Raw genomic sequence first — 23,284 nt, forward strand, 5'->3', positions numbered from 1 at the left:
AGGAAGAGGCACGCCATGAACATCCTTCTTTTCGGCGCGAGCGGACACATCGGCAGGGCCATCGCCGGTGAGCTGCTCTCCCGCGGGCACTCCGTCACCGGCGCCACCCGCACCGGTGCGATCGCGGGCAAGAGCCACGAGGACCTGACCGTCGTCGCCGGTGACGCCACCAGCGCCGACACCGTGGCCGAACTGTCCGCACGGGGCTACGACGCGGTGGCCTCGGCCGTCGGTCCCAAGCTGGGCTTCGACGACGACCACAAGATCATCGTCGGTGCGGCCAACGCGCTCATCGAGGGCCTGACCCGCAGCGGCGTACGCCGTGTCGTGGTCCTCGGCGGCGCCGGCAGCCTGGAGGTGTCCCCGGGCGTCAAGGTCATCGACGACCCGGACTTCCCGGCCGTCTGGAAGCAGAACGCGCTCGCCCAGAGCGAAGCCCTGGACCTCTACCGCCAGGCCGACACCCTGGACTGGACGTTCGTCTCCCCGGCCGCCCGGATCGAGCCCGGTGAGCGCACCGGAACCTACCGGGTCGGCGGTGACCAGCTCGTGGTGGACGCCGAAGGCCACAGCCGCATCAGCATCGCGGACTACGCGGTCGCCTTCGCGGACGTACTGGAGCGCGGTGACGCGATCCGGTCCCGCATCACCGTCGCCTACTGATTCCGCGTTCCCCGGAGGGGATCCGACCATGGCTTCACCCGCGACACCGAAGGGCGCAGGGCTCGTCCGGTACGTCATCATCCTGGGCGCACTCACCGCTCTCGGCCCGCTGGCCAACGACGCCTACATGCCGGGCCTTCCGCAGATCGCCGAGGACCTGAACACGAGCGCCTCGGCGGCTCAGCTCAGCCTCACCGCCTGTCTGCTCGGCCTGGGCATCGGCCAGCTCATCGCCGGACCCGTCAGTGACGCGCTCGGCCGCCGCCGTCCGCTCATCGCCGGTCTGGCGCTGTTCGCCGTCACCGCGCTGCTGTGCGCCTTCGCGTCCGACATCTGGACGCTGGTCGGGCTGCGCGCCCTCCAGGGCCTCGGCGGCGCCACCGGCATCGTCATCGCCTCCGCGGTCGTGCGCGACCGGCACACCGGTCCCGCCGCGGCCCGGTTCTTCGCGATGCTGATGCTCATCACCGGCATCGCGCCGATCCTGGCCCCCGTCCTCGGCGGCCAGCTGATGCTCGTCACCTCGTGGAAGGGCATCTTCATCGCCCTCGCCATCATCGGCGCCCTGATGCTCTTCGGCGTCGCCGGCGCACTGCCGGAGACGCACCCCGCCGAACGGCGCGTGAGCGGCGGCCTCAAGGCCACCGGCCCGATCTTCCGCCGGCTGCTCGGCGACCGGGTGTTCGTCGGCTACAACCTGGCCTGCGGCTTCGCCTTCGCCGCGATGTTCGCGTACATCTCCGGCTCGACCTTCGTGCTCCAGTCCATCCACGGGATGTCCCCGCAGGGCTACAGCGTCGTCTTCGGCGTCAACGCCCTCGGCCTGGTCATCGCCGCGCAGGTCAGCGGCCGCATCGTGCACCGGACCGGCCCGCGGGCCCTGCTCGCGGCCGGTCTGCTCGTCTCCGCGGTCGGCGGCCTCGCGCTGCTCGCCGTCGTCCTCGCGGACGCCGGCCCGGCCCCGCTGCTCGTCGCGCTGTTCCTGGTCGTCTCCAGTGTCGGGCTCGTCCTGCCGAACTCCTTCGCGCTGGCCCTGCAGGACCACGGCGACGTGGCCGGCTCGGCCGCCGCGCTGCTGGGCCTGTCCCAGCATCTGATCGGTGCGGCCGTGGTCCCGCTCGTCGGCCTCGCCGGCGAGGACAGCGCGGTTCCGATGGGCATCGTCATCGCCGTCCTCGGCATCGGCGGTCTGCTCTCCTTCAGCCTCACCACGGGCCCCCGGGCCGCCGGTGCGGAGACCGGCGCCCGGGCGCCCGCGGCCGCCGAGGTGCGCGAGCCGGTCTAGCCCGGCAAGACGGGCTCCAGCAACGGCAGCGCCTGCCCAGGGAGCGCACGGCCGGCCGTACGGTCTTCCGCCACCCCGGTCCGGCACTCCGCTCGGCGGCAGGCCCACACCTCTTCCCTTTCCGAACGAAACCGATCGAGGTCCCAGCCACCATGACCCTCGCCACGCACACCACGGCCGTCGACTCCTGGCGGCTGCTGCCCGCCGCGCAGCAGCCGTCCTACCCCGACCCGGTCGCCCTGCGCTCCGCGCTCGACGACCTCGCCTCCTACCCGCCCCTGGTCTTCGCCGGCGAATGCGACCGCCTGCGCGACCGCATCGCCGACGTCGCCCGGGGCGAGGCCTTCGTCCTCCAGGGCGGGGACTGCGCCGAGAGCTTCGACGCCGTCAGCTCCGACCAGGTCCGCGACAAGGTCCGCACCCTGCTCCAGATGGCCGCCGTCCTCACCTACGCGAGCTCCGTGCCCGTGGTGAAGATCGGCCGGATCGCCGGCCAGTACTCCAAGCCCCGCTCCAACCCCACCGAGATCCGTGACGGCGTGGAACTGCCCGTCTACCGCGGCGACTCCGTCAACGGCCTCGCCTTCACCCCCGAGTCCCGCACCCCGGACCCCGAGCGGCTCAAGCGGATGTACCACTCCTCCGCCGCCACCCTGAACCTCGTACGGGCCTTCACCACCGGCGGCTACGCCGACCTGCGCCAGGTCCACGAGTGGAACCGCGACTTCGTCGCCGCCTCCCCGGTCGGCGAGCGCTACGAGCGCCTCGCCGGGGACATCGACGACGCCCTCACCTTCCTCTCCGCCTGCGGCGCCGACCCGGCCGCCGTCCACTCCTCCGAGATCTTCGCCAGCCACGAGGCACTTCTCCTGGACTACGAGGCCGCGCTCACCCGCGTCGACGCCCGGACCGGGAAGCTGTACGACGTCTCCGGCCACATGGTCTGGATCGGTGAGCGCACTCGTCAACTGGACGGTGCCCACGTGGAGTTCGCCTCCACGGTACGCAACCCCATCGGCGTCAAGCTCGGCCCCACGACCTCCGCCGACGAGGCCATGCGCCTCATCGACAAGCTGGACCCGGAGCGCGAGCCCGGTCGCCTCACCTTCATCACCCGGATGGGCGCCCGCAACGTCCGCGAGATCCTCCCGGAGCTCATCGGCAAGGTCACCGCCGAGGGCGCGCGCCCGGCGTGGATCTGCGACCCGATGCACGGCAACACCTTCGAGGCGCCCAGCGGCCACAAGACCCGCCACTTCGACGACGTGCTCGACGAGGTCACCGGCTTCTTCGAGGTCCACCGCGCGCTCGGCACCCACCCCGGCGGCATCCACGTCGAGTTGACCGGCGACGACGTCACCGAGTGCGTGGGCGGCGGCGCCGAGGTCCGCCTCGCCGACCTCGGGCAGCGCTACGAGTCCGCGTGCGACCCCCGCCTGAACCGCAAGCAGTCCCTCGACCTGGCCTTCCGGGTCGCCGAGCTGTACCGGGACCGCACGGCACAGGGTGCCGCCCGCCGCGAAGCAGTACGCGCCGCCTGACCCCGAGCGACCGATCGACGTACCGTCCTCAGCAAAGGGAGAAGACCATGTCCGTGCGTGCCCTGCGCGGTGCCATCCAGTTGGAAGTCGACGAGCGGGTCCACCTGCTGGACGGGGTCCGGACGCTGTTCCAGGAGATGCTCGCAGTCAACGGGCTCGACCAGGACGACCTCGTCAGCGTGCTCTTCACGGCGACCCCGGATCTGGTCAGCGAGTTCCCGGCGGTGGCCGCCCGCGAACTGGGTGTGACCGACGTGCCGCTGATGTGCGCACAGGAACTGGACATCGCCGGGTCCCTGCCCCGCGTGGTCCGCATCCTCGCGTACGCCGAGACGGAGCTGTCCAAGCCCGAGGTCAAGCACATCTACCTGGGCGGCGCGGCCGCCCTGCGCAGAGACCTCTCCGTGGCAGGGGAGTCGAGGTGATCCGCTCCGCCGCAGTGGTGGGGACGGGGCTCATCGGAACCTCCATCGCGCTGGCCCTCTCCCGCCGCGGGGTGGCCGTCCACCTGATCGACGAGAACGAGTCGGCCGCCCGCACCGCCGCCTCACTGGGCGCCGGTACCGTCGGCCCCCCGAGGAACACGGTCGACCTGGCCGTGCTGGCCGTTCCGCCGGCCCAGGTCGGCGCGGTGCTCGCCGCCCAGCAGAAGCGCGGTCTGGCCCGCTCGTACACCGACGTCGCCAGCGTCAAGGCCGGGCCGGAGATCGGGGTGCTCGCCGCCGGCGCCGACCCCGTCACCTTCATCGGCGGACACCCCATGGCCGGCCGGGAGCGCTCCGGCCCGCTCGCCGCCTGCGCCACCCTCTTCGAGGGCCGCTCCTGGGTCCTGACGCCCACGGCCGACACCGGCCGCGAGGCGCTCAACATGGCGCTCATGATGGTCTCCCTGTGCGGGGCGGTGCCCGTCGTGATGGACAGCGAGGTGCACGACCGGGCCGTGGCCCGGGTCTCGCACACCCCGCACGTCGTCGCCTCGCTGATGGCTGCGCGCCTCCAGCACCTCCCGGAGGACGCCTGCCGCCTCGCCGGCCAGGGGCTGCGCGACGTGACCCGGATCGCCGGGGGAGACCCCCGGTTGTGGAGCGACATCCTGGAGTCGAACGCCACCGCGGTCGCCGACGTGCTGACCGAACTCGCCGAGGACCTCCAGGTCACCGTGGCCGCCCTGCGGGGCCTCGCCACCGACGACGCCGACGAGCGCGCCCAGGGCACCACGTTCCTGGCCGACCTGCTCGGCCGCGGCATCATCGGCCGCGACCGCATCCCCGGCAAGCACGGGCACCCGGTGCCCGCGTGCGCCCCGGTCCGCGTCCTGATCGGGGACCAGCCCGGTGAACTCGCCCGGCTCCTGGCGAGCGCCGCCGAACTCGACGTCAACATCGAGGACATGACCATCGACCACTCGCCCGGCGACGAGAGCGGCCTGGTCGAGCTGATGGTCGCCCGCGGCACCGCCTCGAACATGGCCCAGCGCCTGATGAGCGCCGGCTGGCGGGTCCAGCGCATGGGTCCGATCGAGACCCCACCGGTACCCGCCGGCGTCTGACCGCGCCGGGATCCGAACCGCCGACCGCCTACTGCGCTCCAACCACGCCCCACGCCCCACGCCCCACGACAGAGGATCACCCTTGAGTACTTTGCGATGGCTCACCGCGGGCGAATCGCACGGCCCCGCCCTCACCGCCGTCCTCGAAGGCCTGCCCGCCGGGGTGGAGATCTCCACCAAGGCGGTCGCCGACTCCCTCGCCCGACGCCGCCTCGGCCACGGCAGGGGTGCCCGGATGGCCTTCGAGCGGGACGAGGTGACCTTCCTCGGCGGCGTCCGCCACGGCCTCACCCAGGGCGGACCGGTGTCGATCCAGGTCGGCAACACCGAGTGGCCCAAGTGGCAAACGGTGATGGCCGCCGACGGCGTGGACCCGGAGGTGCTGGCCGGCCGGGCGCGCAACGCCCCGCTCTCGCGCCCCCGCCCCGGCCACGCCGACCTCGCCGGGATGCAGAAGTACGGCTTCGACGACGCCCGGCCCGTACTGGAGCGGGCCAGCGCCCGCGAGACCGCCGCCCGCGTCGCCGTCGGGGAGGTCGCCCGGGCGTTCCTGGCACAGGCGTACGGGATCACCATCGTCAGCCACGTCGTCTCCCTCGGTGGCGCCGCCGCCCCCGAGGGCGTGGTGCCCGGGCCGGATGACACCGACCGCGTCGACGCCGACCCGGTGCGCTGCCTGGACCCGGAGGCCTCCGCCGCGATGGTCGCCGAGGTCGACCGGGCCCACGAGAACGGAGACACCCTCGGCGGAGTCGTCGAGGTGCTCGCGTACGGACTTCCGCCGGGCCTGGGCAGCTACGTCCACGGGGACCGGCGCATCGACTCCCGGCTCGCGGCCGCTCTCATGGGCATCCAGGCCATCAAGGGCGTCGAGTTCGGCGACGGCTTCGGCCTCGCCAAGGTCCCCGGCTCCCTCGCCCACGACGAGATCGAGCGGGACGGGGACGGCGCCGTCCGCCGCCGCACCGCCCGCTCCGGCGGGGTCGAGGGCGGCATGACCACGGGCGAACCGCTGCGGGTGCGCGCCGCGATGAAGCCCATCGCCACCGTGCCGCGCGCCCTGGCCACCATCGACGTCGCCACCGGCGAGCCGGCCGTAGCCCACCACCAGCGCTCCGACGTCTGCGCGGTGCCCGCCGCGGCGGTCGTCGCCGAGGCGATGACGGCGCTGGTCCTCGCGCACGCCGCGCTGGAGAAGTTCGGCGGGGACTCCCTCGCGGAGACCGCCCGCAACCACCGGGGCTACCTCGAGAACCTGGCCGTCCGATGAGTTCCCCGATCCTGACGAGCGGGTGCACCCGGATCCGGATCGGCGGCGACAGGCCGTACGAGGCCGTCGTGGGCCACGGGCTGACCCGGGAGGCGGGCGAGACCGGCCGCGTGCTGGGCGCGGAACCGCTGCGGGTGGCCGTGGTGCACTCCCGCGCCCTGCTGGCCACAGCCCGCCGGATCGCCCGGGAGCTCACCGACGAGGGCCGCATCGTGGTCTCCCTCGAAGTGCCCGAGGGCGAAGCCGCCAAGGACATGACCGTCGTGGTGGGCCTGTGGCGGGCCCTCGCCGATGCCGGGTTCACCCGCTCCGACGCCGTCGTGGCCGTCGGCGGCGGCGCCACCACCGACCTCGCCGGGTTCGCCGCCGCCGGCTGGCTGCGCGGCGTTCGCCTCGTCCTGGTGCCGACCACCCTGCTCGGCATGGTCGACGCCGCCATCGGCGGGAAGACCGCCGTCAACCTGCCCCAGGGCAAGAACCTCGTCGGCGCCTTCCACCCGCCCGCCGGAGTGCTGTGCGACCTGGACCTGTTGGACACCCTGCCGCCCGCCGACTACGTCAGCGGCCTCGCCGAGGTCATCAAGGCCGGGTTCATCGCCGACCCGGAGATCCTGCGCCTGGTCGAGGACGACCCCGCCGGGGCCGTCCACACCCGGGAGCTCGTCGAGCGCGCCATCCGCGTCAAGGCGGAGGTGGTGACCGAGGACTTCCGGGAAGACGGCCGCCGCGAGCACCTCAACTACGGCCACACCCTGGGCCACGCCATCGAGCGGGTCGCCGGCTACCGCGTCCGGCACGGCGAGGCGGTGGCCGCCGGCATGGTCTTCGCCGCCGAACTCGCCCGGCTCGACGGCCGGCTGTCCGCCGCCGACACCCAGCGCCACCGCACCCTGCTCGCCGCAGCCGGCCTGCCCACCACCCACGGCGGAGCCTGGGCCCCGCTGCGCGACGCGATGGGCATCGACAAGAAGACCAGGGGCAACCGGCTGCGGTTCGTCGTGCTCGACGCCATCGGCCGTCCCGCCCTGTTCACCGCCCCGGACGAGGACCTGCTCCGGGCCGCCTACGAACGGCTCGCCCGGTGAACCGGCCCGGAGTCCGCTACGCCCGCGCCCGCGCGATCCGCCGCGCCCACGCCGAAGTGGACACGGACGCCCGGGTGCCCCTTCCCTCCCCGCCGCCCGTCGCGGCACGTGCCCGGTCGGGGTTCCCGGCCCGTTCCGGGAACGCCGTCGCGGTCCCGGTCCTGCTGGGCGCCGCGATCCCCGCCCGGGCCGGAGCACCCTTGCGCGCCTGGGTGCCCGGACCGGCCAGAGCACTCGTACTCGCCGAATCCCCCGAACAGGAAGGCCCGTCATGACCGTCGCCAGCGCCCCGCAGGGCACCGCGCCCGCCCTGCTCTGGGGGGACGCCGACCGCCGGGCCGTCGAGGTCGCCCGCGCCCTGACCGTGGACGCGGTCGAAGCGGCCGGACACGGACACCCCGGTACCGCCATGAGCCTCGCGCCGGCCGCCTACCTGCTCTTCCAGCGGCTGCTGCGGCACGACCCCCAGGACCCGCGCTGGGCCGGCCGCGACCGGTTCGTGCTCTCCTGCGGCCACGCCAGCCTGACCCTCTACACCCAGCTCTACCTGTCGGGGTACGGGCTCACCCTCGACGACCTCAAGGGCCTGCGCACCGAGGGCAGTCTGACCCCCGCGCACCCCGAGTACGGGCACACCCCGGGCGTCGAGACCACCACCGGCCCCCTCGGCCAGGGCCTCGCCAACGCGGTGGGCATGGCCATGGCCGCCCGCCGCGAGCGCGGCCTCTTCGACCCGGAGGCCGCCCCCGGCACCTCCCCCTTCGACCACACCGTCTGGGCCATCGCCTCCGAGGGCGACCTCGAGGAGGGCGTCGCGCACGAGGCCAGCTCGCTCGCCGGCCACCAGCGCCTCGGCAACCTCGTCGTCCTCTACGACGAGAACCGCATCTCCATCGAGGACGACCGGCAGATCGCGCACTCCGAGGACACCCTCGCCCGCTACCGGGCGTACGGCTGGCACGTGGAGGAAGTCGACTGGACCGCTGGCGGGGAGGACCGCGGGTACGTCGAAGACACAGAGGCCCTGCACCGGGCGCTCACCACCGCCCGGGAGACCACCGACCGGCCCTCCCTCGTATCGCTGCGCACGATCATCGGCTGGCCCGCGCCGAAGAAGCGCAACACCGGCGGCATCCACGGATCCGCCCTCGGCGCCGAGGAGGCCGCCGCCGCCAAGGCCGCGATGGGCCTCGACCCCTCGCTCTCCTTCCAGGTCCCCGCCGAGGTCCTGGCCCACGCCCGCCGGGTCGCCGACCGCGGCGCCGAAGCCCACCGCCAGTGGGACAAGACCCTCGCCGACTGGCGCGCCCTGAACCCCGAGCGCGCCGAGCTCTTCGACCGCCTCTCCGAGCGCCGGCTGCCCGAGGGCTGGCAGGAGAACCTGCCGGTCTTCCCCGCGGGCGGCCAGATCGCCACCCGCAAGGCCTCCGGCGAGGTGCTGAACGCGCTCGCCTCCGTACTGCCCGAACTGTGGGGCGGCTCCGCCGACCTCGCCGAGTCCAACCTCACCACCATGAAGGGCGAACCCTCCTTCATCCCCGAGGAGCTGGCCACCGAGGCCTACTCCGGCCACCGGTACGGGCGCACCCTGCACTTCGGCATCCGCGAGCACGCCATGGGCGCCATCCTCAACGGCATCGCCCTGCACGGCGGGACCCGCCCCTACGGCGGCACCTTCCTCGTCTTCTCCGATTACATGCGCCCCGCCGTCCGCCTCGCGGCCATGATGAAGCTGCCCGTCACCTACGTCTGGACCCACGACTCCATCGGGCTCGGCGAGGACGGTCCCACCCACCAGCCGATCGAGCACCTCTGGTCGCTGCGTGCCATCCCCGGCCTGGACGTGGTCCGGCCCGCCGACGCCAACGAGACCGTCGTCGCCTGGCGCACCATCCTGGAGAACGACGACCGCCCGGCGGGCCTGTGCCTGTCCCGGCAGAACCTGCCCGTGCTGGAGCGCACCGAGGAGAGCGGGCTGTCCCCCGCCGAGGGCGCCGCGCGCGGCGGGTACGTGCTGGCCGAAGCCGACGGAGGCCGCCCCGAGGCCATCCTCATCGCCACCGGCAGCGAGGTGCCCATCGCACTCGACGCCCGCCGCATCCTGCAGGACGGGGGCCTCGCCACCCGCGTCGTGTCCATGCCCTGCCTGGAGTGGTTCCAGGCGCAGGAGGAGGCCTACCGCGAGGAGGTGCTCCCCGCCGAGGTGGCCGCCCGGGTCTCCGTCGAGGCGGGCTCCAGCCTCGGCTGGTACGCCCTGGTCGGCGCGGCCGGCACCTCGCTGGGCATCGACTCCTTCGGCGCCTCCGCCCCGTACCAGTCCCTGTACGAACTCCACGGCCTGACGGCGCCGAAGGTCGCCGCGGCCGCCCGCGCGAGCTTCGAGCGCGCCCAGCGCAGGAGCGCGGGCCGATGAGCGCCGCCACCGTGCTGGAGGCCCACATCCCGGGCTCCAAGAGCATCACCAACCGGGCGCTGCTCCTGGCGGCCGCCGCCCCCGGGCGCAGCCGCCTGCGCGCGCCGCTGGTCAGCGACGACACCCTCGCCTTCCGGGCCGCGCTGACGGACCTGGGTACCGGCGTGCGCGATGTCGGGGACAACGGCTACGGGTACGGAGACGGCTCCGGCTACGGTGACGGCTCGGGTGAGGTCTGGGAGGTGACCGGGCGCGGGACCGGACCGGTTGGTCCCGGCCGGGTGTGGTGCGCCGATGCCGGCACCGCGGCGCGCTTCCTGCCGCCCTTCGCGGCCACCGGGCGCGGGGAGATCGCCTTCGACGGCTCCGACCAGTTGAGGGCCCGCCCACTGCGGCCGCTGCTGGAGGCGCTGACCGGGCTCGGGGCGAAGGTCAGCGGTACGGGCCTGCCCTTCACCCTGACCGCGAACGGCCTCGCCGGCGGCCGGATCGAGCTGGACTCCGGGCTCAGCAGCCAGTACCTCTCCGGCCTGCTGATGGCCGCCCCGCTGATGGGCGGTCCGCTCACGGTGGACGTACCGCGCCTGGTCAGCCGCCCGTACGTGGACATGACCCTGGCCCTGATGCGGCACTTCGGCGCGCGCGTGGAGGAGCGGGGCGGCGCGATCACCGTGCACCCGGGCGGGTACGCGCCGGCCGACCTGCAGATCGAACCGGACGCCTCGACCGCCTCGTACTTCTTCGCGGCGGCTGCCGTCACCGGCCGCACCGTACGCGTCCAGGGCCTGGGCACCGGCGGCCTGCAGGGCGACACGGCGTTCGTGGACGTGCTGCGGCTCGCCGGGGCGGAGGTGACGAGGACCGACGACTGGACCGAGGTCACGGGCACGGGCCCGCTGCGCGGAGGTTTCACGGTCGACATGGGCGATATCTCGGACACCTTCATGACGATGGCCGCCATCGTCCCGCTCGCCGACGCGCCCGTCACCATCACGGGCATCGCCCACGCCCGCCTGAAGGAGTCCGACCGCATCGCCGCCGTCGCCGGCAACCTGCGCGCACTCGGCATCCGTGTGGAGGAAGGCCCGGACCGCATCACGGTCCACCCGGGCGTCCCCGCCCCGGCCACGATCGACTGCCACCGCGACCACCGCATCGCGATGTCCTTCTCGGTACTCGCCCTGCGCGCCGCCGGCATCACCCTGGACGACCCGTCCTGCGTGGCGAAGACCTTCCCGGGCTTCCACGGGGAGCTGAGCCGCCTCTTCGGCTGACCCCCACGGACAGCGTCTCTCCACAGGCCACCGCACCGAAGCAGGTCCTCGCCACGGGCGAGGACCTGCTTCGGCGTGGTGGCCGTCCTGCTGGGGCGCCCGTCACCATGAGGCCCAATGGACAGGCCCTCAGGACCCGGTCGGGTCCTGAGGGCCGCGGATGTCGTGCGGGGAGCCTCGGTCAGCGCTGCGGCGAGCCCGTCTTCCGGTTTCGTGCCGAGGAGCGCAGCGCCGAGACCAGGGTGAGCACCATGGTCAGGGCGGAGATGGCGGTGACCACGTAGAGGCCCTGGTGGAAGCTGCCCAGGGTCTCGGCCCCGCCCTCGGGCGTACCGTCGGCCGCCATCGTGGCGGTCACGATCGCCAGGACGACTGCCGCACCGACCTGGTAGCCCGTCTGCAGCACACCGGCGGCCAGGCCCTGCTCCGAGTCGTCCACGCCGGTGGTCGCCTGGACGTTGGCAGCGGGGAAGGAGAAGGGGAAGGCGATACCGATGAGCACGATGCTGGGCAGGATCACCCAGACGTAGGAGGACGTGCTGTCGATCCGGAGGAAGAGCAGGTACGAGGCGGTGTAGGCGACGAACCCGGCGAAGATCATCCACTGGACGCCGAACCGCGAGATCAGCTTGCCGGCCCGCGGGGCGATCGTGGCGATGAGCAGACCGATGGGCAGGAAGGCCAGCGCCATCTGCATCGGCGACCAGTCGCGCAGGGACTGGAGGTAGAGACCGCCGATGAACTGGAAGCTCATGTACGTGCCGAGGATCGCCGCGGCGACCAGGCTGGCGCCGACCAGCGCGCGATTGCGCAGCAGGCCGAGGCGCAGCAGGGGCTGGGCCGCCCGGCGTTCGATGGCGACGAAGGCTGCGAGGAGGACCGCGGTGGCGGCGAACATCCCCAGCGTCTGCGCCGAGAGCCAGCCCACGTTGGGGGCCTCGACGATGCTGTAGACGAGGATCAGCATCGCGGCGGTGACGGTGAAGGCGCCGGCGACGTCGAACTTGCCCTCGGCCCGGTCGGTCTTGACGTCCCGGGGCACCAGCGCCACGGCGCCGACGAAGGTGAAGACCGCCACGACGACGGGGAGCAGGAAGGTCCAGCGCCAGTTGATCTCGGTGAGCGCGCCACCGACGATGACGCCGGTGGAGTAGCCGACCGCGCCGCAGGCGGTGTAGATGCCGACCGCGCGGTTGCGCTGGGGGCCCGCCGGGAAGCTGGTGATGATGATGGACAGGCTGGCCGGGGCGGTGAAGGCGGCGCCGACACCCATGACGAACCGGGCGATGATCACCACCAGCCCGTCATCGGTGAGCCCGCCGACCATCGATCCGGCGGCGAAGATGGCGACACCCCACAGGAACATGCGGCGCCGGCCCAGTAGATCCGCCATGCGTCCGCTGAGCAGCAGGAAGCCGCCGAATCCGAGGACGTAGGCGCTGACGACCCACTGCACGGCCGCCGTGGTCATGCCCAGGTCGGCCTGGATGGGCGGGACGGCGACCCCGACCATGATGTTGTCTAGGGCGTCCAGGAAGAATGCGGCACAGACACTGACGAGCAGGCCCCATTGGCGGAATCCCCAGCTGCTCTCGGTTCCGTCGGTCTTCCTTTCAGGTTCGACTGCTGTCTCGGCTGCTGTCTCGACTGCTGATTCGCTGGATGTAGGCATGCCTGTCCCAATTCACTAGTCACGTGCCGGTCAGAGCGACACGACCAAGGCGACGGCCTGCCGTCCCGGCCGGCCTCGCCGTTCCCGGTTATCCCTTGAGTCCGAGGGGGAATGGCGCCTCAGGCTTCCCCCCGAGGAGGTAGGCGCCCGCCGACTGCACGATCTGCTCCTGGGCGAGGATGTGCTGGCACATGGTGTGCAGATCGCGGAGCCACCGGCCCAGCGGCGACGTCTGGTAGATCGAACCCGTACCGACGAGGTCGGAGAGCCGGGTGACGATCGAGCGGGCCGTCTTGAAGGCGTTGACGCGGGCCAGCGCCACGGCGACCTGCTGCTCCGGGGTCGGCTCGGTGCCGGACACCAGCCGCTCCCACAGTTCGTCCAGGGAGCCGTAGACCGCGTAGCGGGCCGCGGACAGCTCCATCTCGGCCTGGCCGAGGGCGATCTGTACCCGGTAACTGTCCTTCCAGGCCAGGCCCGTGGCCCTCTCGATCCGGTTGGCCGCCAGCTCGCGTACATGGTCGATGGCCGCACGGGCGACGCCGAGCGGCACACCGGGCACGTTGGCCAGGAAGGCATCGGGGGCGGCGTAGGGGCCCGACGTGTGCGGATTCGTGAAGAAGAAGGAGCGCTCCTCCGGCACGAACAGGTCGTTGGCCTGGTAGTCCATGCTGCCGCTGCCGGCCAGACCGACGGTGTGCCACGTGTCGATCTTCTCGAAGTCTTCGCTGCGGGCCACGATCAGCCGCCAGTTCACCGGCGACCCGTCGGGCCCCGGTTCGGGCTTGCCGTCGCTGTGGACCACGCAGCCGCCGACAACCCAGTCGGCGTGCGTGATCCCACTGCCGAACGGCCAGCGGCCGTTGACGACGTAGCCGCCCGGGACCCGCTCGGCGCGCCCGGCCGGGAAGATGAGGCCGGCGGTTATCGCATCGGGGTTCTCCAGCATCTCCTTGACGACTGGCTCGTCCAGGTAGCCGGCGTAGATCCAGGTGTCCATGCCGATCATGCCGCACCAGCCGACCGCCGGGTCGCCGTAGGAGAGCGCCTCGATCACCTCGGCCTGCTGCGCGAACGTGAGCTCGGGCCCACCCCAGTCCTTCGACAGGCCTGTACGGAAGACGCCCGTCTCGCGGAGCAGCTGGGCGACGTCGTCGGGCAGGCGCCGGTTGAGCTCGATCTCCGCGGACCGTTCGCGCAGCAGCGGGGCCACTGCGCGGGCGCGCGCCAGGATGTCCTCCGCCGAGGTGGGCGCCTTCGCGCGCGTCTCGGTGGGCCTGGGAGTCTCCATGATGGTCACGTAAAAGGCCCCCTGTGCCTGTGTATTCGTCCGGTAGGGGAGCGAGACGGTCCGCTCCACCGGCATCACGGTATGTACCAGGACACCTCTGCTCTTGCCTGAACGCGCATGCGATCTGGCACGTGCGTGCACACTCTCTCCCTAACCTTCTAGCTTGTACTTAGAAGGTTAGAGTACCCATGGTCGTCCTGTCTCGCGATCGCCGAACGCCGCTGCGCCCTGCCAGGGGGTCGGCAGGGCGCAGCGGCGTTGGGGGGTTGGCGGGCGGCGGGGGGTGGGTTCCCGTCAGCGGACGACGTCGAAGACGTTCAGCTGCAGGCCGTTGGTGTAGGCCGCGTGCTCGACGAGCTTCAGCTTCTGCGCGTCCTTGTCCGTGGCGCTGAAGAGCCGCTTGCCCGCGCCGAGCAGCAGCGGGAAGACGAGCAGGTGGTAACGGTCGATCAGGCCGGCGTCGGAGAGCGCCCGGTTGAGGGCGGCGCTGCCGTGCATGATGATCGGGCCGCCCTCGGTCTCCTTGAGCGCGGCGACCTCGTCGAGGGTGCGCAGGATCGTGGTCTCGCCCCAGTTCGGCACCAGGTCGTCCTCGGCGAGGGTGGTGGAGACGACGTACTTCGGCATCAGCTTGTAGTCGGCGAAGTCCTCCATGGCGGGCCACACCGGGCTGAACGCCTCGTAGCTCGTCCGGCCCAGCAGCATCGCCGAGGCCTCCTTCTGCTCCCGGCCCTTGATCTCGAACGCCTCGGGCAGGAACTCGACGTCCTTGAAGGTCCAGCCCGAGTTCCGGTACCCGGGCTCGCCGCCGGGGGCCTCCACGACGCCGTCGAGGGAGATGAAGGCGGAGCTGATCAGGGTGCGCATCGTGGTTCCTCGGGATCTCTTGGCTGGCTACTCGGCAGGTCCGTCCGGCGCCCCCGCGGCCACTTCCGTGGCTGCTGCGGCGCGCCTTTCATGATCTAAGACTGCGGACCCCGGGGAAACTCATCGGTCCCCGCGAAAGTTCCTCGGGTTCAGACCCTCTCTGTAGCGTTCACTCCTAGTTCATTGCAACGCGGCCTGCCCTGTCGTTGCATTTAGTTTTGCGCCTTCGCAACGATTTTGCGGGTCTGACCTGCTCTGATTCTGATTTCTTGCAACGAGTTGATTGTCGAGATGTGGAAAGCAACGTAGCTTTTCCCTCAACGGAAACAACGAGTCGCAGGAGAGAATCATGCAGAAGTTCGCCACCCCCACCCCGATCTCCGCCGTTCTGGACATCCCCGTCGGCACCGTCCGCTTCATCGCCGCCGACCGCACCGACACCGTGGTCGAGGTCCGGCCCGCCGACGCCTCGAAGGGCCGCGACGTGAAGGCGGCCGAGCAGACCTCGGTCGAGTACGCCGACGGGGTCCTGCGGATCGCGGCCCCGGCGAAGAACCAGCTCCTGGGCGCCTCCGGTTCCATCGAGGTGACCGTCCAGCTGCCCGCCGGCTCCCGCGTCGAGGCGAAGGCGGCCAGCGCCGAACTCCGCGGCGTCGGACGCCTCGGAGACGTCGCCTTCGAGGGCGCGCAGGCCTCGGTCAAGCTCGACGAGGCCGCGAGCGCCCACCTGACCCTCGCGGCCGGCGACATCTCGGTCGGCCGTCTGGGCGGCTCCGCCCGGATCAGCACCCAGAAGGGCGACCTGCACATCACCGAGGCGCTGCGCGGCACGGTCGAACTGCACACCGAGTACGGCGAGATCTCGGTCGGCGCCGCCCGCGGGGTCAGCGCCACCCTCGACGCCGGCACCTCCCTCGGCCGGATCCACAACGCCCTGCACAACGCCGACGGCGCCGCCGCCGGCCTCGACATCCGCGCGACCACCGCCTACGGGGACATCACCGCCCGCAGCCTCTGACATCCGCATCCGCATCCGCATCCGGATCCGTAAAGGAGCACCCCTCATGACCAGCTGGGCCATCACGGCGAACGGGCTGCGCAAGTCCTACGGCGACAAGACCGTCCTCGACGGCATCGACCTGGCCGTCCCCGAAGGAACGGTCTTCTCCCTGCTCGGCCCGAACGGTGCGGGCAAGACCACCGCCGTGAAGATCCTCTCCACCCTCGTCTCCCCGGATCCCGCCTCCGGCGAGATCCGGGTCGGCGGCCACGACCTGGCCACCGACCCGCGGGCCGCCCGCGCGGCGATCGGGGTCACGGGTCAGTTCTCGGCGGTCGACGGTCTGATCACCGGGGAGGAGAACATGCTCCTCATGGCGGACCTGCATCACCTGTCGAGGGGTGAGGGGCGGCGGGTGGCGGCCGAGTTGTTGGAGCGGTTCGACCTGACGGAGGCGGCGAAGAAGCCCGCTTCGACGTACTCGGGCGGGATGAAGCGTCGCCTCGACATTGCGATGACGCTGGTGGGTGATCCGCGGATCATCTTCCTCGACGAGCCGACCACCGGTCTGGACCCGCGTTCCCGTCACAACATGTGGCAGATCATCCGTGGGCTGGTCTCGGGTGGTGTGACGGTCTTCCTCACCACGCAGTACTTGGAGGAGGCCGATCAGCTCGCCGATCAGATCGCGGTGTTGAACGACGGCCGGATCGCGGCCCAGGGGACCGCGGAGGAGTTGAAGCGGCGGATCCCCGGCGGGCACGTGCGGCTGCGGTTCTCCGACCCGGCCGCGTACCAGTTCGCCGCCGTCACCCTCCCCGAGGCCGCCCGCGACGACGCGTCCCTCACGCTGCGGGTCCCCGGCGACGGCAGCCAGCGCGCACTGCGCTCCCTCCTCGGCCGGCTCGACGCGGCCGGCATCGAGGCCGACGAACTCACCGTCCACACCCCCGACCTCGACGACGTGTTCTTCGCCCTGACCGGCGCCGACCCGCGTCACGGCCAGTCCGACCCGACCAGCCAGTCCACCCTGCCCAGCCAGTCCAAGGAGAACGTCCGATGAGTTCCCTCGCCCTCGCCGTCCGCGACTCGTCCACGATGCTGCGGCGCAACCTCCTGCACGCCCGGCGCTACCCGTCCCTCACGCTGAACCTGCTGCTCACGCCGATCATGCTCCTGCTGCTGTTCGTCTACATCTTCGGTGACGTGATGAGTGCGGGTATCGGCGGCGACCGCTCCGACTACATCGCCTACCTCGTGCCGGGCCTGCTGCTGATGACCATCGGCAGCACCACCATCGGCACGGCGGTGTCGGTCTCCAACGACATGAGCGAGGGCATCATCGCCCGCTTCCGGACGATGGCGATCCACCGAGGCTCGGTGCTCATCGGGCACGTCGTCGGCAGCGTGCTCCAGTCGATCGCGAGCGTCGTCCTCATGGGCGCCGTCGCCGTGGCCATCGGCTTCCGCTCCACGGACGCCACGGCCCTGGAATGGCTGGCGGCGTTCGGGCTCCTCATCCTCTTCGCCCTGGCGCTCACCTGGATCGCCGTCGGCATGGGCCTCGTCAGCCCGAACGCCGAGGCCGCCAGCAACAACGCGATGCCGCTGATCCTGCTGCCGCTGCTGTCCAGCGCCTTCGTCCCCGTCGAGGGGATGCCGGGCTGGTTCCGGCCGATCGCGGAGTACCAGCCCTTCACCCCGGCCATCGAGACCCTGCGCGGACTGCTGCTCGGTACCGAGATCGGCCACAACGGGTGGATCGCGGTCGCCTGGTGCGTGGGCCTCGCGGTGCTCGGCTACTTCTGGTCGGCCGCGAAGTTCAACAGTGACCCGAAGTAGGCGCCGTGACAGCGCGGGGCACCTTCCCGCAGACCCGTCCCGTACCGAGGCGGCGTACCCGACAACCGGTCGGAGTACGCCGCCTCGTTCGTCTGCGGTGCGATCGCCGTTCTCGTACGTCCTCGGCCGCGGACCGTGAATCCCAGGGGCCAGCCCCTGGACCCTGCCAGCGCCTGGCCGCGCTGGACCGGCCTTGGCATGGGGGGCTACTTGCCCCCCAGACCCCCTCGCCAGGCGCTCGGGCGCCCTGGACCCGCTCCCCCTCATGCCCTGCCCCGGCTCCCTGACGGTCGCCGGGGCACCCCTCGGGCGCTGGGCGCCCTCACTGGGCATGAGGGACGGGAGGAAAAGCGTGGTCCAGGACGGAGCGGGCTGAGGAGGGGGCGGCGCAGGCACCGTACGAAGGCGCGGGCCGGAGGAAGTCAGGGTGGGTCGGCTGAGGTGTGGGAAGGGGAGTCGCATGGCAGGCGCCCGTTGTCAGGGGGTCGGGCGGCGGGTGCTCCGAGGCTCAGCTCACTGAGGGATGGCGCCTGTTGATGCCGTCGGTCACGTTGCTCTTAGTAAGAGGGCGCCGCCAGCTTGAGCTTCTGACCTGCCTGTATGTCCCAGGCCATGTGTCCCCCAGGACACATTTGGTGCTTTGAAATGTAGCCCTGGCGAGCACATTTCGCGGAAAACTAAAGCACCTGTGGAGTTTCGTGTGACTCTGATCGGCCTTCGATCGCCGCAGGTCACAGAGTTGGGTGGAGCGGCGTCAGGACGCTTCACTCGAACGCCCGGGCGCGCGAATGTGTCGGTATCGCGACACGCGAAAATCAAGCAGTCGTGGATTTCCGGCACTTGGCGACGAGGGAACTTCACGCATGACGGAGTTTCGGCACCTCGGTCGAACAGGCCTCCACGCAGGGGTGAGTTCGGGTGTGCGGATGCGGCAAAAGACAAGCGTGGCTTGATTTTTTGGATAGCCTCGGACTGCCTGAGCCACGAGGAGGTCCTATGACATCTGAGCCGCCCGCCCGTCATCGGCAGCGCGGGCCCCGGCCTGTTCCCGCTCCCACGGTGGCAGGGGACGAAGCCGAGTACGGAGACATCCTGGCCGTCCTGGGCCGACAGCTCGGGGAGCAGGCGGCGCAGGGCGCCGATCCCGGCGGGCGTCGTCGGCTCACGGGAGTCCACTTCGAGTACGCGGCGGATCCGAGAGCCGTCCACGACATGGCCGGAGACGCCGGCTACAGCCTGGCCAGCAACTGGTTCACGCAGCTGCTGGCGCAGCTCGCCGTCGCGAACAGCATCACCAAGTCCCAGCTCTGTGTGTTCCTCTTCGTGGCCGGCGGGCAGCTTCCGGGGACCGGCATCACCCAGTACACGCAGCAGGAGATCACGGACGGACTGAACAGGATCGCCGCGCAGAAGGGCGGCAAGATGATCACGCGGTCCACGGTCAACCGCGCCGTGCAGGCGCTGTGCGGCTACAACTGGGTGGAGAAGGCCGGCAACGGCCGCATCCAGATCAACGTGCGCCTGTGGTTCCACGGCAACAGCACGGCCCAGCACCAGGTGCTCGGAGAGATCGCCGACCGCCACGAGCACGACACCGAGGCGTTCCCGTACGCGGTGGGTCCGCAAGGCGCGTGTCAGGAAGAGCTCGACCTCGGCTTCGCCGTCGAGCAGACCGTTCGCGGCAAGAGGCGCACCGGGTGATCACGCTGCCGGACCCCCGTACACGTACCCCTTCCAGAGGAAGACTGTCTCCCCGTGGCTAACGTCATGTCTCCGATCATTGCGGAGCGCATCTGGGCCCTGCCTCTGTCAGGGTCCGCCGTCAAGTTCCTCCAGTACCTCGTCTCCCGCAGCGACTTCGGGGGAGCGCTGTCGGTCCGCCAGAAGGACATGGCGGTCGAGTACGGGGTCACGCCCCAGGCCGTCAGCGGGCTCATGGCGCCGCTGTGCGATCTGAACATCGTGCTCAGACCGCGCAGCGAGGAGCGCAAGGGCAACTCGTACCGGCTTCACCCGCTCGCGGCGAAGTACGAGAACCCCGAGACCATGGAGGCGGCGTTCCGCGCGGCCTTCGTCCGCATCCAGGCGGGGGACCTGCCCAACCTGAAGCTGCCGACGTACCACCAGACCCCGCCTGCTCCGGGCGGCCGCCCGAAGCTAGGGGTCGCCTGAACCGGAGGCGCCGGCTCAGTGGTTCCAGTGAGCCGCCGTCTTCAGGAGGCGGTCGTTCGCGTCCGGGGAGCCGATCGTGATGCGGACGCCCTCGTCGCCGAAGGGGCGGACCATCAGGCCGGCCGCCTCGCAGGCGTCCGCGAAGTAGGAGGTGCGCGAGCCCAGGCGCAGCCAGACGAAGTTGGCGTGGCTGGCGGGGACTTCGTACCCCTCCGCGCGCAGGCCGGCGCTGACGCGGTCGCGTTCCGCCACCAGGTCGGCCACCCGCTCGCGGAGTTCCTCGGTGGCCCGCAGGGAGGCCAGGGCGGCGGCCTGGGCGGGGCCGCTCACGCCGAGCGGCACGGAGCAGGCGCGCAGGGCCGCCGTCACGTGCGGATGGGCCACCGCGTAACCCACGCGGAGCGCGGCCAGTCCGTAGGCCTTGGAGAAGGTGCGCAGCACCGCCACGTTGGGGCGGTCCCGGTAGAGGTCGATGCCGTCCGGGATGTCCTCGGCGGCGTCGACGAACTCGCGGTAGGCCTCGTCGATGACGATCAGGACGTCGGCCGGCACGCGGTCCAGGAAGCGTTCCAGCTCGGCGCGGCGCACGGCGGTGCCGGTCGGGTTGTTCGGGTTGCAGACGAAGACCAGGCGGGTGCGGTCGGTGACCGCGTCGGCCAGTGCGTCCAGGTCGTGGGTCTCGTCGCGCAGCGGGACCTGGACGGAGGTCGCCCCGGCGGCCCAGGTCAGCAGCGGGTACGCCTCGAACGAGCGCCAGGCGAAGACGACCTCGTCGCCCGGGCCCGCCGCGGCGGCGACCAGGTGCTGGGTGATGCCGACCGAGCCGGTGCCCAGCACCAGGTGGTCGGCGGGCACGTCGAGGCGCCCGGAGAGTTCCGCGACGAGCTCGGCCGCGGTGGGGTCGGGGTAGCGGTTGAGGCGGCCCAGCCAGGTCTCGACCGCGGCGATCACCGACGGGAGCGGCGGGTACGGGTTCTCGTTCGAGGAGAGCTTGTCGACGAACTCGTCGCGGGCCGCGCGGCCCGGCACGTAGGCGGGGACCGTCGAGACGTCGGCGCGCAGCCGGGGCAGGACGGGACCGGGCGTGGCGGGCGTGGCGGGCATGGCGGAGTCCTTAAGCGGGGGAGTCCTCGAACGGGAGAGTCCTCGGGCGGGGTGGTCCTCGGGCGGATGGGCGGCGTGCCGGGCAGGGGGTACAACACCGTCCGGCCGCACCGACGGGGGAGGCGGCACGGCCGGACGGGGACCAGGGGACCGGGGGAGGGGGACGGCGCGGGGGCTGAGGGGGTTCAGCCCCGCGCCGGTGCCGGCGGGTTGTAGGGCGAGGGACCGCCGAACGCCCAGCGCAGCCGGGTCGCCCCGTCGATCTGCACCACGCGTTCGATGTCGAACTCGCACATCCGCAGGGCTCCGGGCACGTCGGCCCGGTCCCCCTCGGCCCAGTTGATCCGAGCCTTGCCCGTCAGTTGCAGGGTGTGGCCGGACTCCCAGTCCAGGAAGAGCAGTCCGCAGTTCTCGTTGAGCTGCAGATTGCCCAAGGTCATGTAGAAGGAATTGCCGAAGTAGTCGGGCCATACGAGCCTGCGCGGTCCCGCCACCGTGACGAAACCGGGGTCGCCGCCCCGGTGCGAGGAGTCCGCGCCGTAGCCGTCGGCCTGACTGGCGATGAAGAAGGTGTCCGCGCCGCGGATCCACTTCTCCTGCTCGGGCGTCAGCGCGTCGCCGTCCCGGGTCTCCCGGGTCGCCGACGCGGGCCCGTCCGCGACCGGGACCCGTACCTGGAGGTACTTGGGGCAGTTGCCCAGGACCTGCTCGGTGCGGATGTGGAGGGAGTCCCCTTCGCGCCGCGCCACGCCGTTGATCCGGATCCGGGTCGTCGTGTGCGGTTCGAGGGCGAGCAGCCCGATGTCGGCCGTCTCGGCGAAGGCTTCGGCGAGCGGATCGCCCGGCACGGGCAAGGAGGACAGCGTGATCGTGCGCCGGCTCGTGGGCAGGGCGAAGCCGGGGTCGCCCGTGACCAGCGAGGACCACATGGCGCCCGTCGCGTCGGCGCCGCCCAGGAAGAGCATGCGCTGGCGCATCAGGTACTGGTCGAAGCCGGGCTGGATCACGTCGTCGAACATCGGCGATCCCCAGCCGGGACCGCCTTCGCCGGCCTGCTTCTGGACGGCCTGTTCACCCTCGTGATGGGGGGTCTTGATCACGGGAATGGGGATCCTCCGGTCGGGACGGGCGCCACGGCCGACGGGGTTGCCGTCGGCGGGCGCCCGTCTACGGGGCGCCGGTCAGCGGGCGCCGATCAGCAGGGCGGTGTCCACGACACGGTTGGAGAAGCCCCACTCGTTGTCGTACCAGCCGACGATCTTGACCTGGCGGCCGTCGCCGATCACCTTGGTCAGGCCCGAGTCGAAGATGCACGACGCGGGGTCGGTGACGATGTCGCTGGAGACGATCGGCTCGTCGGTGTAGGTGAGGATGCCCGCGAGGGGTCCCTCGGCGGCCTTCGCGAAGATCTCGTTGACCTCCTCGGCCGTCGTCGCGCGGCCGACGCGGACGGTGAGGTCGGTGGCCGAGCCCGTCGGGATCGGCACGCGCAGCGCGTACCCGTCGAGCTTGCCCTTGAGCTGCGGCAGGACCAGGCCGATCGCCTTGGCGGCGCCGGTGGTGGTCGGCACGGTGTTCGTCGCCGCCGAGCGGGCGCGGCGCAGGTCGCTGTGCGGACCGTCCTGGAGGTTCTGGTCCGCGGTATAGGCGTGGACCGTGGTCATCAGGCCGTGCTCGATGCCGAGCGCGTCGTCGAGGACCTTGGCCAGCGGGGCCAGGCAGTTGGTCGTGCACGAGGCGTTGGAGACGATGTCGTGCACGGCCGGGTCGTAGAGGTCGTCGTTGATGCCGAAGGCGATCGTCAGGTCCTCGTTCTTCGAGGGCGCGCTGATGATGACCTTGCGTGCACCGGCCTCCAGGTGGGCGCGGGCCTTGTGCGCGTCGGTGAAGACGCCGGTGGACTCGATGACCACGTCCACCTCCAGCTCGCCCCACGGAAGCTTCGCGGGGTCGCGCTCGGCGGTCACGCGTATGGTGCGCCCGTCGATGACGAGGTTGCCCTCGACGGACTTCACGTCGTGGCCGAGCTTGCCGAGCGTGCTGTCGTACTTGAGCAGGTGGGCCAGCGTTGCGGCGTCGGTGAGGTCGTTGACGGCAACCACCTCCAGGCCGGTGCCCCGCTGAAGGGCGGCGCGGAAGAAGCTGCGGCCGATGCGGCCGAATCCGTTGATGCCGACCTTGATCGTCACGTGATACCCCTCGTTCGGAAACTACATCCATGACCGCACGTGAAGCCGCGTTGTCCGGCCAGTCCTC

Annotated in this window: 21 protein-coding genes; 15 read left to right on the forward strand and 6 right to left on the reverse strand. The window is 71.5% G+C overall.

The genetic code is table 11. The features are described 5' to 3' along the window. The first annotated feature begins 15 nt into the window (after nt 1–15). The 10 genes from ACE1OC_RS41805 (at nt 16) to aroA (ending at nt 11,080) form a co-directional block, all read left to right on the forward strand. Nucleotides 16–663: an NAD(P)-dependent oxidoreductase gene (locus ACE1OC_RS41805; protein WP_407841905.1), complete on the forward strand. Its 648-nt coding sequence runs from the start codon at nt 16–18 to the stop codon at nt 661–663. 28 nt (nt 664–691) lie between these two features. Then, a complete protein-coding gene (locus ACE1OC_RS41810; RefSeq protein WP_407841906.1) occupies nt 692–1,948 on the forward strand; it encodes a multidrug effflux MFS transporter in 1,257 nt (418 codons plus the stop codon). A gap of 152 nt (nt 1,949–2,100) precedes the next feature. Beyond that, nucleotides 2,101–3,489: a class II 3-deoxy-7-phosphoheptulonate synthase gene (locus ACE1OC_RS41815; protein ID WP_407841907.1), complete on the forward strand. Its 1,389-nt coding sequence runs from the start codon at nt 2,101–2,103 to the stop codon at nt 3,487–3,489. A 47-nt stretch (nt 3,490–3,536) separates the two neighbouring features. Further along, entirely contained in the window at nt 3,537–3,914 is a 378-nt protein-coding gene (aroH, locus tag ACE1OC_RS41820) for a chorismate mutase (protein WP_407841908.1), read from the forward strand. Beyond that, nucleotides 3,914–5,038, forward strand: a complete 1,125-nt coding sequence (locus tag ACE1OC_RS41825) for a prephenate dehydrogenase (RefSeq protein WP_407842052.1) — start codon at nt 3,914–3,916, stop codon at nt 5,036–5,038. The genes aroH and ACE1OC_RS41825 overlap by 1 nt, the downstream gene beginning before the upstream one ends. Nucleotides 5,039–5,120: 82 nt before the next feature. Continuing rightward, a complete protein-coding gene (gene aroC / locus ACE1OC_RS41830) occupies nt 5,121–6,308 on the forward strand; it encodes a chorismate synthase (protein WP_407841909.1) in 1,188 nt (395 codons plus the stop codon). Further along, nucleotides 6,305–7,393 carry a 3-dehydroquinate synthase gene (gene aroB, locus ACE1OC_RS41835; protein WP_407841910.1) on the forward strand — a complete coding sequence of 363 codons (1,089 nt, stop codon included), beginning with the start codon at nt 6,305–6,307 and terminating at the stop codon, nt 7,391–7,393. The genes aroC and aroB overlap by 4 nt, the downstream gene beginning before the upstream one ends. Further along, complete coding sequence (locus tag ACE1OC_RS41840) at nt 7,390–7,668, forward strand: hypothetical protein (protein ID WP_407841911.1); 279 nt, start codon at nt 7,390–7,392, stop codon at nt 7,666–7,668. The genes aroB and ACE1OC_RS41840 overlap by 4 nt, the downstream gene beginning before the upstream one ends. Then, the gene (tkt, locus tag ACE1OC_RS41845) at nt 7,665–9,806 is read left to right on the forward strand and encodes a transketolase (protein ID WP_407841912.1); all 2,142 of its coding nucleotides are present in this window, start codon (nt 7,665–7,667) and stop codon (nt 9,804–9,806) included. Before ACE1OC_RS41840 ends, tkt begins: the two co-directional genes overlap by 4 nt. Beyond that, nucleotides 9,803–11,080: a 3-phosphoshikimate 1-carboxyvinyltransferase gene (aroA, locus tag ACE1OC_RS41850; protein ID WP_407841913.1), complete on the forward strand. Its 1,278-nt coding sequence runs from the start codon at nt 9,803–9,805 to the stop codon at nt 11,078–11,080. The genes tkt and aroA overlap by 4 nt, the downstream gene beginning before the upstream one ends. 181 nt (nt 11,081–11,261) lie before the next feature. Here the strand turns inward: aroA and ACE1OC_RS41855 are convergent, their stop codons facing one another. From ACE1OC_RS41855 to ACE1OC_RS41865, 3 genes are all read right to left on the reverse strand, one after another. Continuing rightward, nucleotides 11,262–12,752 carry an MFS transporter gene (locus ACE1OC_RS41855; protein WP_407841914.1) on the reverse strand — a complete coding sequence of 497 codons (1,491 nt, stop codon included), beginning with the start codon at nt 12,750–12,752 and terminating at the stop codon, nt 11,262–11,264. 88 nt (nt 12,753–12,840) lie between these two features. Further along, complete coding sequence (locus ACE1OC_RS41860; protein WP_407841915.1) at nt 12,841–14,043, reverse strand: acyl-CoA dehydrogenase family protein; 1,203 nt, start codon at nt 14,041–14,043, stop codon at nt 12,841–12,843. Nucleotides 14,044–14,337: 294 nt separating this feature from the next. After that, complete coding sequence (locus ACE1OC_RS41865) at nt 14,338–14,910, reverse strand: dihydrofolate reductase family protein (RefSeq protein ID WP_407841916.1); 573 nt, start codon at nt 14,908–14,910, stop codon at nt 14,338–14,340. Nucleotides 14,911–15,259: 349 nt separating this feature from the next. On the opposite strand from ACE1OC_RS41865, the gene ACE1OC_RS41870 reads away from it, so the two are divergent. From ACE1OC_RS41870 to ACE1OC_RS41890, 5 genes are all read left to right on the forward strand, one after another. Continuing rightward, the gene (locus ACE1OC_RS41870; protein WP_407841917.1) at nt 15,260–15,928 is read left to right on the forward strand and encodes a DUF4097 family beta strand repeat-containing protein; all 669 of its coding nucleotides are present in this window, start codon (nt 15,260–15,262) and stop codon (nt 15,926–15,928) included. 46 nt (nt 15,929–15,974) lie between these two features. Then, the gene (locus tag ACE1OC_RS41875; protein ID WP_407841918.1) at nt 15,975–16,973 is read left to right on the forward strand and encodes an ATP-binding cassette domain-containing protein; all 999 of its coding nucleotides are present in this window, start codon (nt 15,975–15,977) and stop codon (nt 16,971–16,973) included. Further along, complete coding sequence (locus tag ACE1OC_RS41880; protein ID WP_407841919.1) at nt 16,970–17,752, forward strand: ABC transporter permease; 783 nt, start codon at nt 16,970–16,972, stop codon at nt 17,750–17,752. The genes ACE1OC_RS41875 and ACE1OC_RS41880 overlap by 4 nt, the downstream gene beginning before the upstream one ends. Before the next feature lie 1,059 nt (nt 17,753–18,811). Beyond that, nucleotides 18,812–19,453: a hypothetical protein gene (locus ACE1OC_RS41885; protein ID WP_407841920.1), complete on the forward strand. Its 642-nt coding sequence runs from the start codon at nt 18,812–18,814 to the stop codon at nt 19,451–19,453. Between the two features lie 66 nt (nt 19,454–19,519). Next, on the forward strand, nt 19,520–19,924 hold the full coding sequence (locus ACE1OC_RS41890; protein WP_407841921.1) for a hypothetical protein: 405 nt from the start codon (nt 19,520–19,522) through the stop codon (nt 19,922–19,924). Nucleotides 19,925–19,939: 15 nt separating this feature from the next. Here the strand turns inward: ACE1OC_RS41890 and hisC are convergent, their stop codons facing one another. The 3 genes from hisC to gap all read right to left on the reverse strand — a co-directional run bounded on the left by hisC (nt 19,940) and on the right by gap (nt 23,217). Next, nucleotides 19,940–21,028: a histidinol-phosphate transaminase gene (hisC, locus tag ACE1OC_RS41895; protein WP_407841922.1), complete on the reverse strand. Its 1,089-nt coding sequence runs from the start codon at nt 21,026–21,028 to the stop codon at nt 19,940–19,942. 185 nt (nt 21,029–21,213) lie between these two features. Continuing rightward, entirely contained in the window at nt 21,214–22,128 is a 915-nt protein-coding gene (locus tag ACE1OC_RS41900) for a pyridoxamine 5'-phosphate oxidase family protein (protein ID WP_250744305.1), read from the reverse strand. An 81-nt stretch (nt 22,129–22,209) separates the two neighbouring features. Beyond that, nucleotides 22,210–23,217, reverse strand: coding sequence for a type I glyceraldehyde-3-phosphate dehydrogenase (gap, locus tag ACE1OC_RS41905; RefSeq protein ID WP_407841923.1), 1,008 nt, complete (start codon nt 23,215–23,217; stop codon nt 22,210–22,212). Nucleotides 23,218–23,284: the final 67 nt, after the last annotated feature.

The organism is Streptomyces stoeckheimensis (assembly GCF_045822005.1).
Lineage (GTDB): Bacteria > Actinomycetota > Actinomycetes > Streptomycetales > Streptomycetaceae > Streptomyces > Streptomyces stoeckheimensis.

Excerpts from the sequence above, each read along its gene's own strand:
- ACE1OC_RS41805 (WP_407841905.1), top strand. The coding sequence starts at position 16 with ATGAACATCCTTCTTTTCGGCGCGAGCGGACACATCGGCAGGGCCATC.
- ACE1OC_RS41810 (WP_407841906.1), top strand. The coding sequence starts at position 692 with ATGGCTTCACCCGCGACACCGAAGGGCGCAGGGCTCGTCCGGTACGTC.
- ACE1OC_RS41815 (WP_407841907.1), top strand. The coding sequence starts at position 2,101 with ATGACCCTCGCCACGCACACCACGGCCGTCGACTCCTGGCGGCTGCTG.
- aroH (WP_407841908.1), top strand. The coding sequence starts at position 3,537 with ATGTCCGTGCGTGCCCTGCGCGGTGCCATCCAGTTGGAAGTCGACGAG.
- aroB (WP_407841910.1), top strand. The coding sequence starts at position 6,305 with ATGAGTTCCCCGATCCTGACGAGCGGGTGCACCCGGATCCGGATCGGC.
- tkt (WP_407841912.1), top strand. The coding sequence starts at position 7,665 with ATGACCGTCGCCAGCGCCCCGCAGGGCACCGCGCCCGCCCTGCTCTGG.
- aroA (WP_407841913.1), top strand. The coding sequence starts at position 9,803 with ATGAGCGCCGCCACCGTGCTGGAGGCCCACATCCCGGGCTCCAAGAGC.
- ACE1OC_RS41855 (WP_407841914.1), bottom strand. The coding sequence starts at position 12,752 with ATGCCTACATCCAGCGAATCAGCAGTCGAGACAGCAGCCGAGACAGCA.
- ACE1OC_RS41860 (WP_407841915.1), bottom strand. The coding sequence starts at position 14,043 with ATGGAGACTCCCAGGCCCACCGAGACGCGCGCGAAGGCGCCCACCTCG.
- ACE1OC_RS41865 (WP_407841916.1), bottom strand. The coding sequence starts at position 14,910 with ATGCGCACCCTGATCAGCTCCGCCTTCATCTCCCTCGACGGCGTCGTG.
- ACE1OC_RS41870 (WP_407841917.1), top strand. The coding sequence starts at position 15,260 with ATGCAGAAGTTCGCCACCCCCACCCCGATCTCCGCCGTTCTGGACATC.
- ACE1OC_RS41875 (WP_407841918.1), top strand. The coding sequence starts at position 15,975 with ATGACCAGCTGGGCCATCACGGCGAACGGGCTGCGCAAGTCCTACGGC.
- ACE1OC_RS41880 (WP_407841919.1), top strand. The coding sequence starts at position 16,970 with ATGAGTTCCCTCGCCCTCGCCGTCCGCGACTCGTCCACGATGCTGCGG.
- ACE1OC_RS41890 (WP_407841921.1), top strand. The coding sequence starts at position 19,520 with ATGTCTCCGATCATTGCGGAGCGCATCTGGGCCCTGCCTCTGTCAGGG.
- hisC (WP_407841922.1), bottom strand. The coding sequence starts at position 21,028 with ATGCCCGCCACGCCCGCCACGCCCGGTCCCGTCCTGCCCCGGCTGCGC.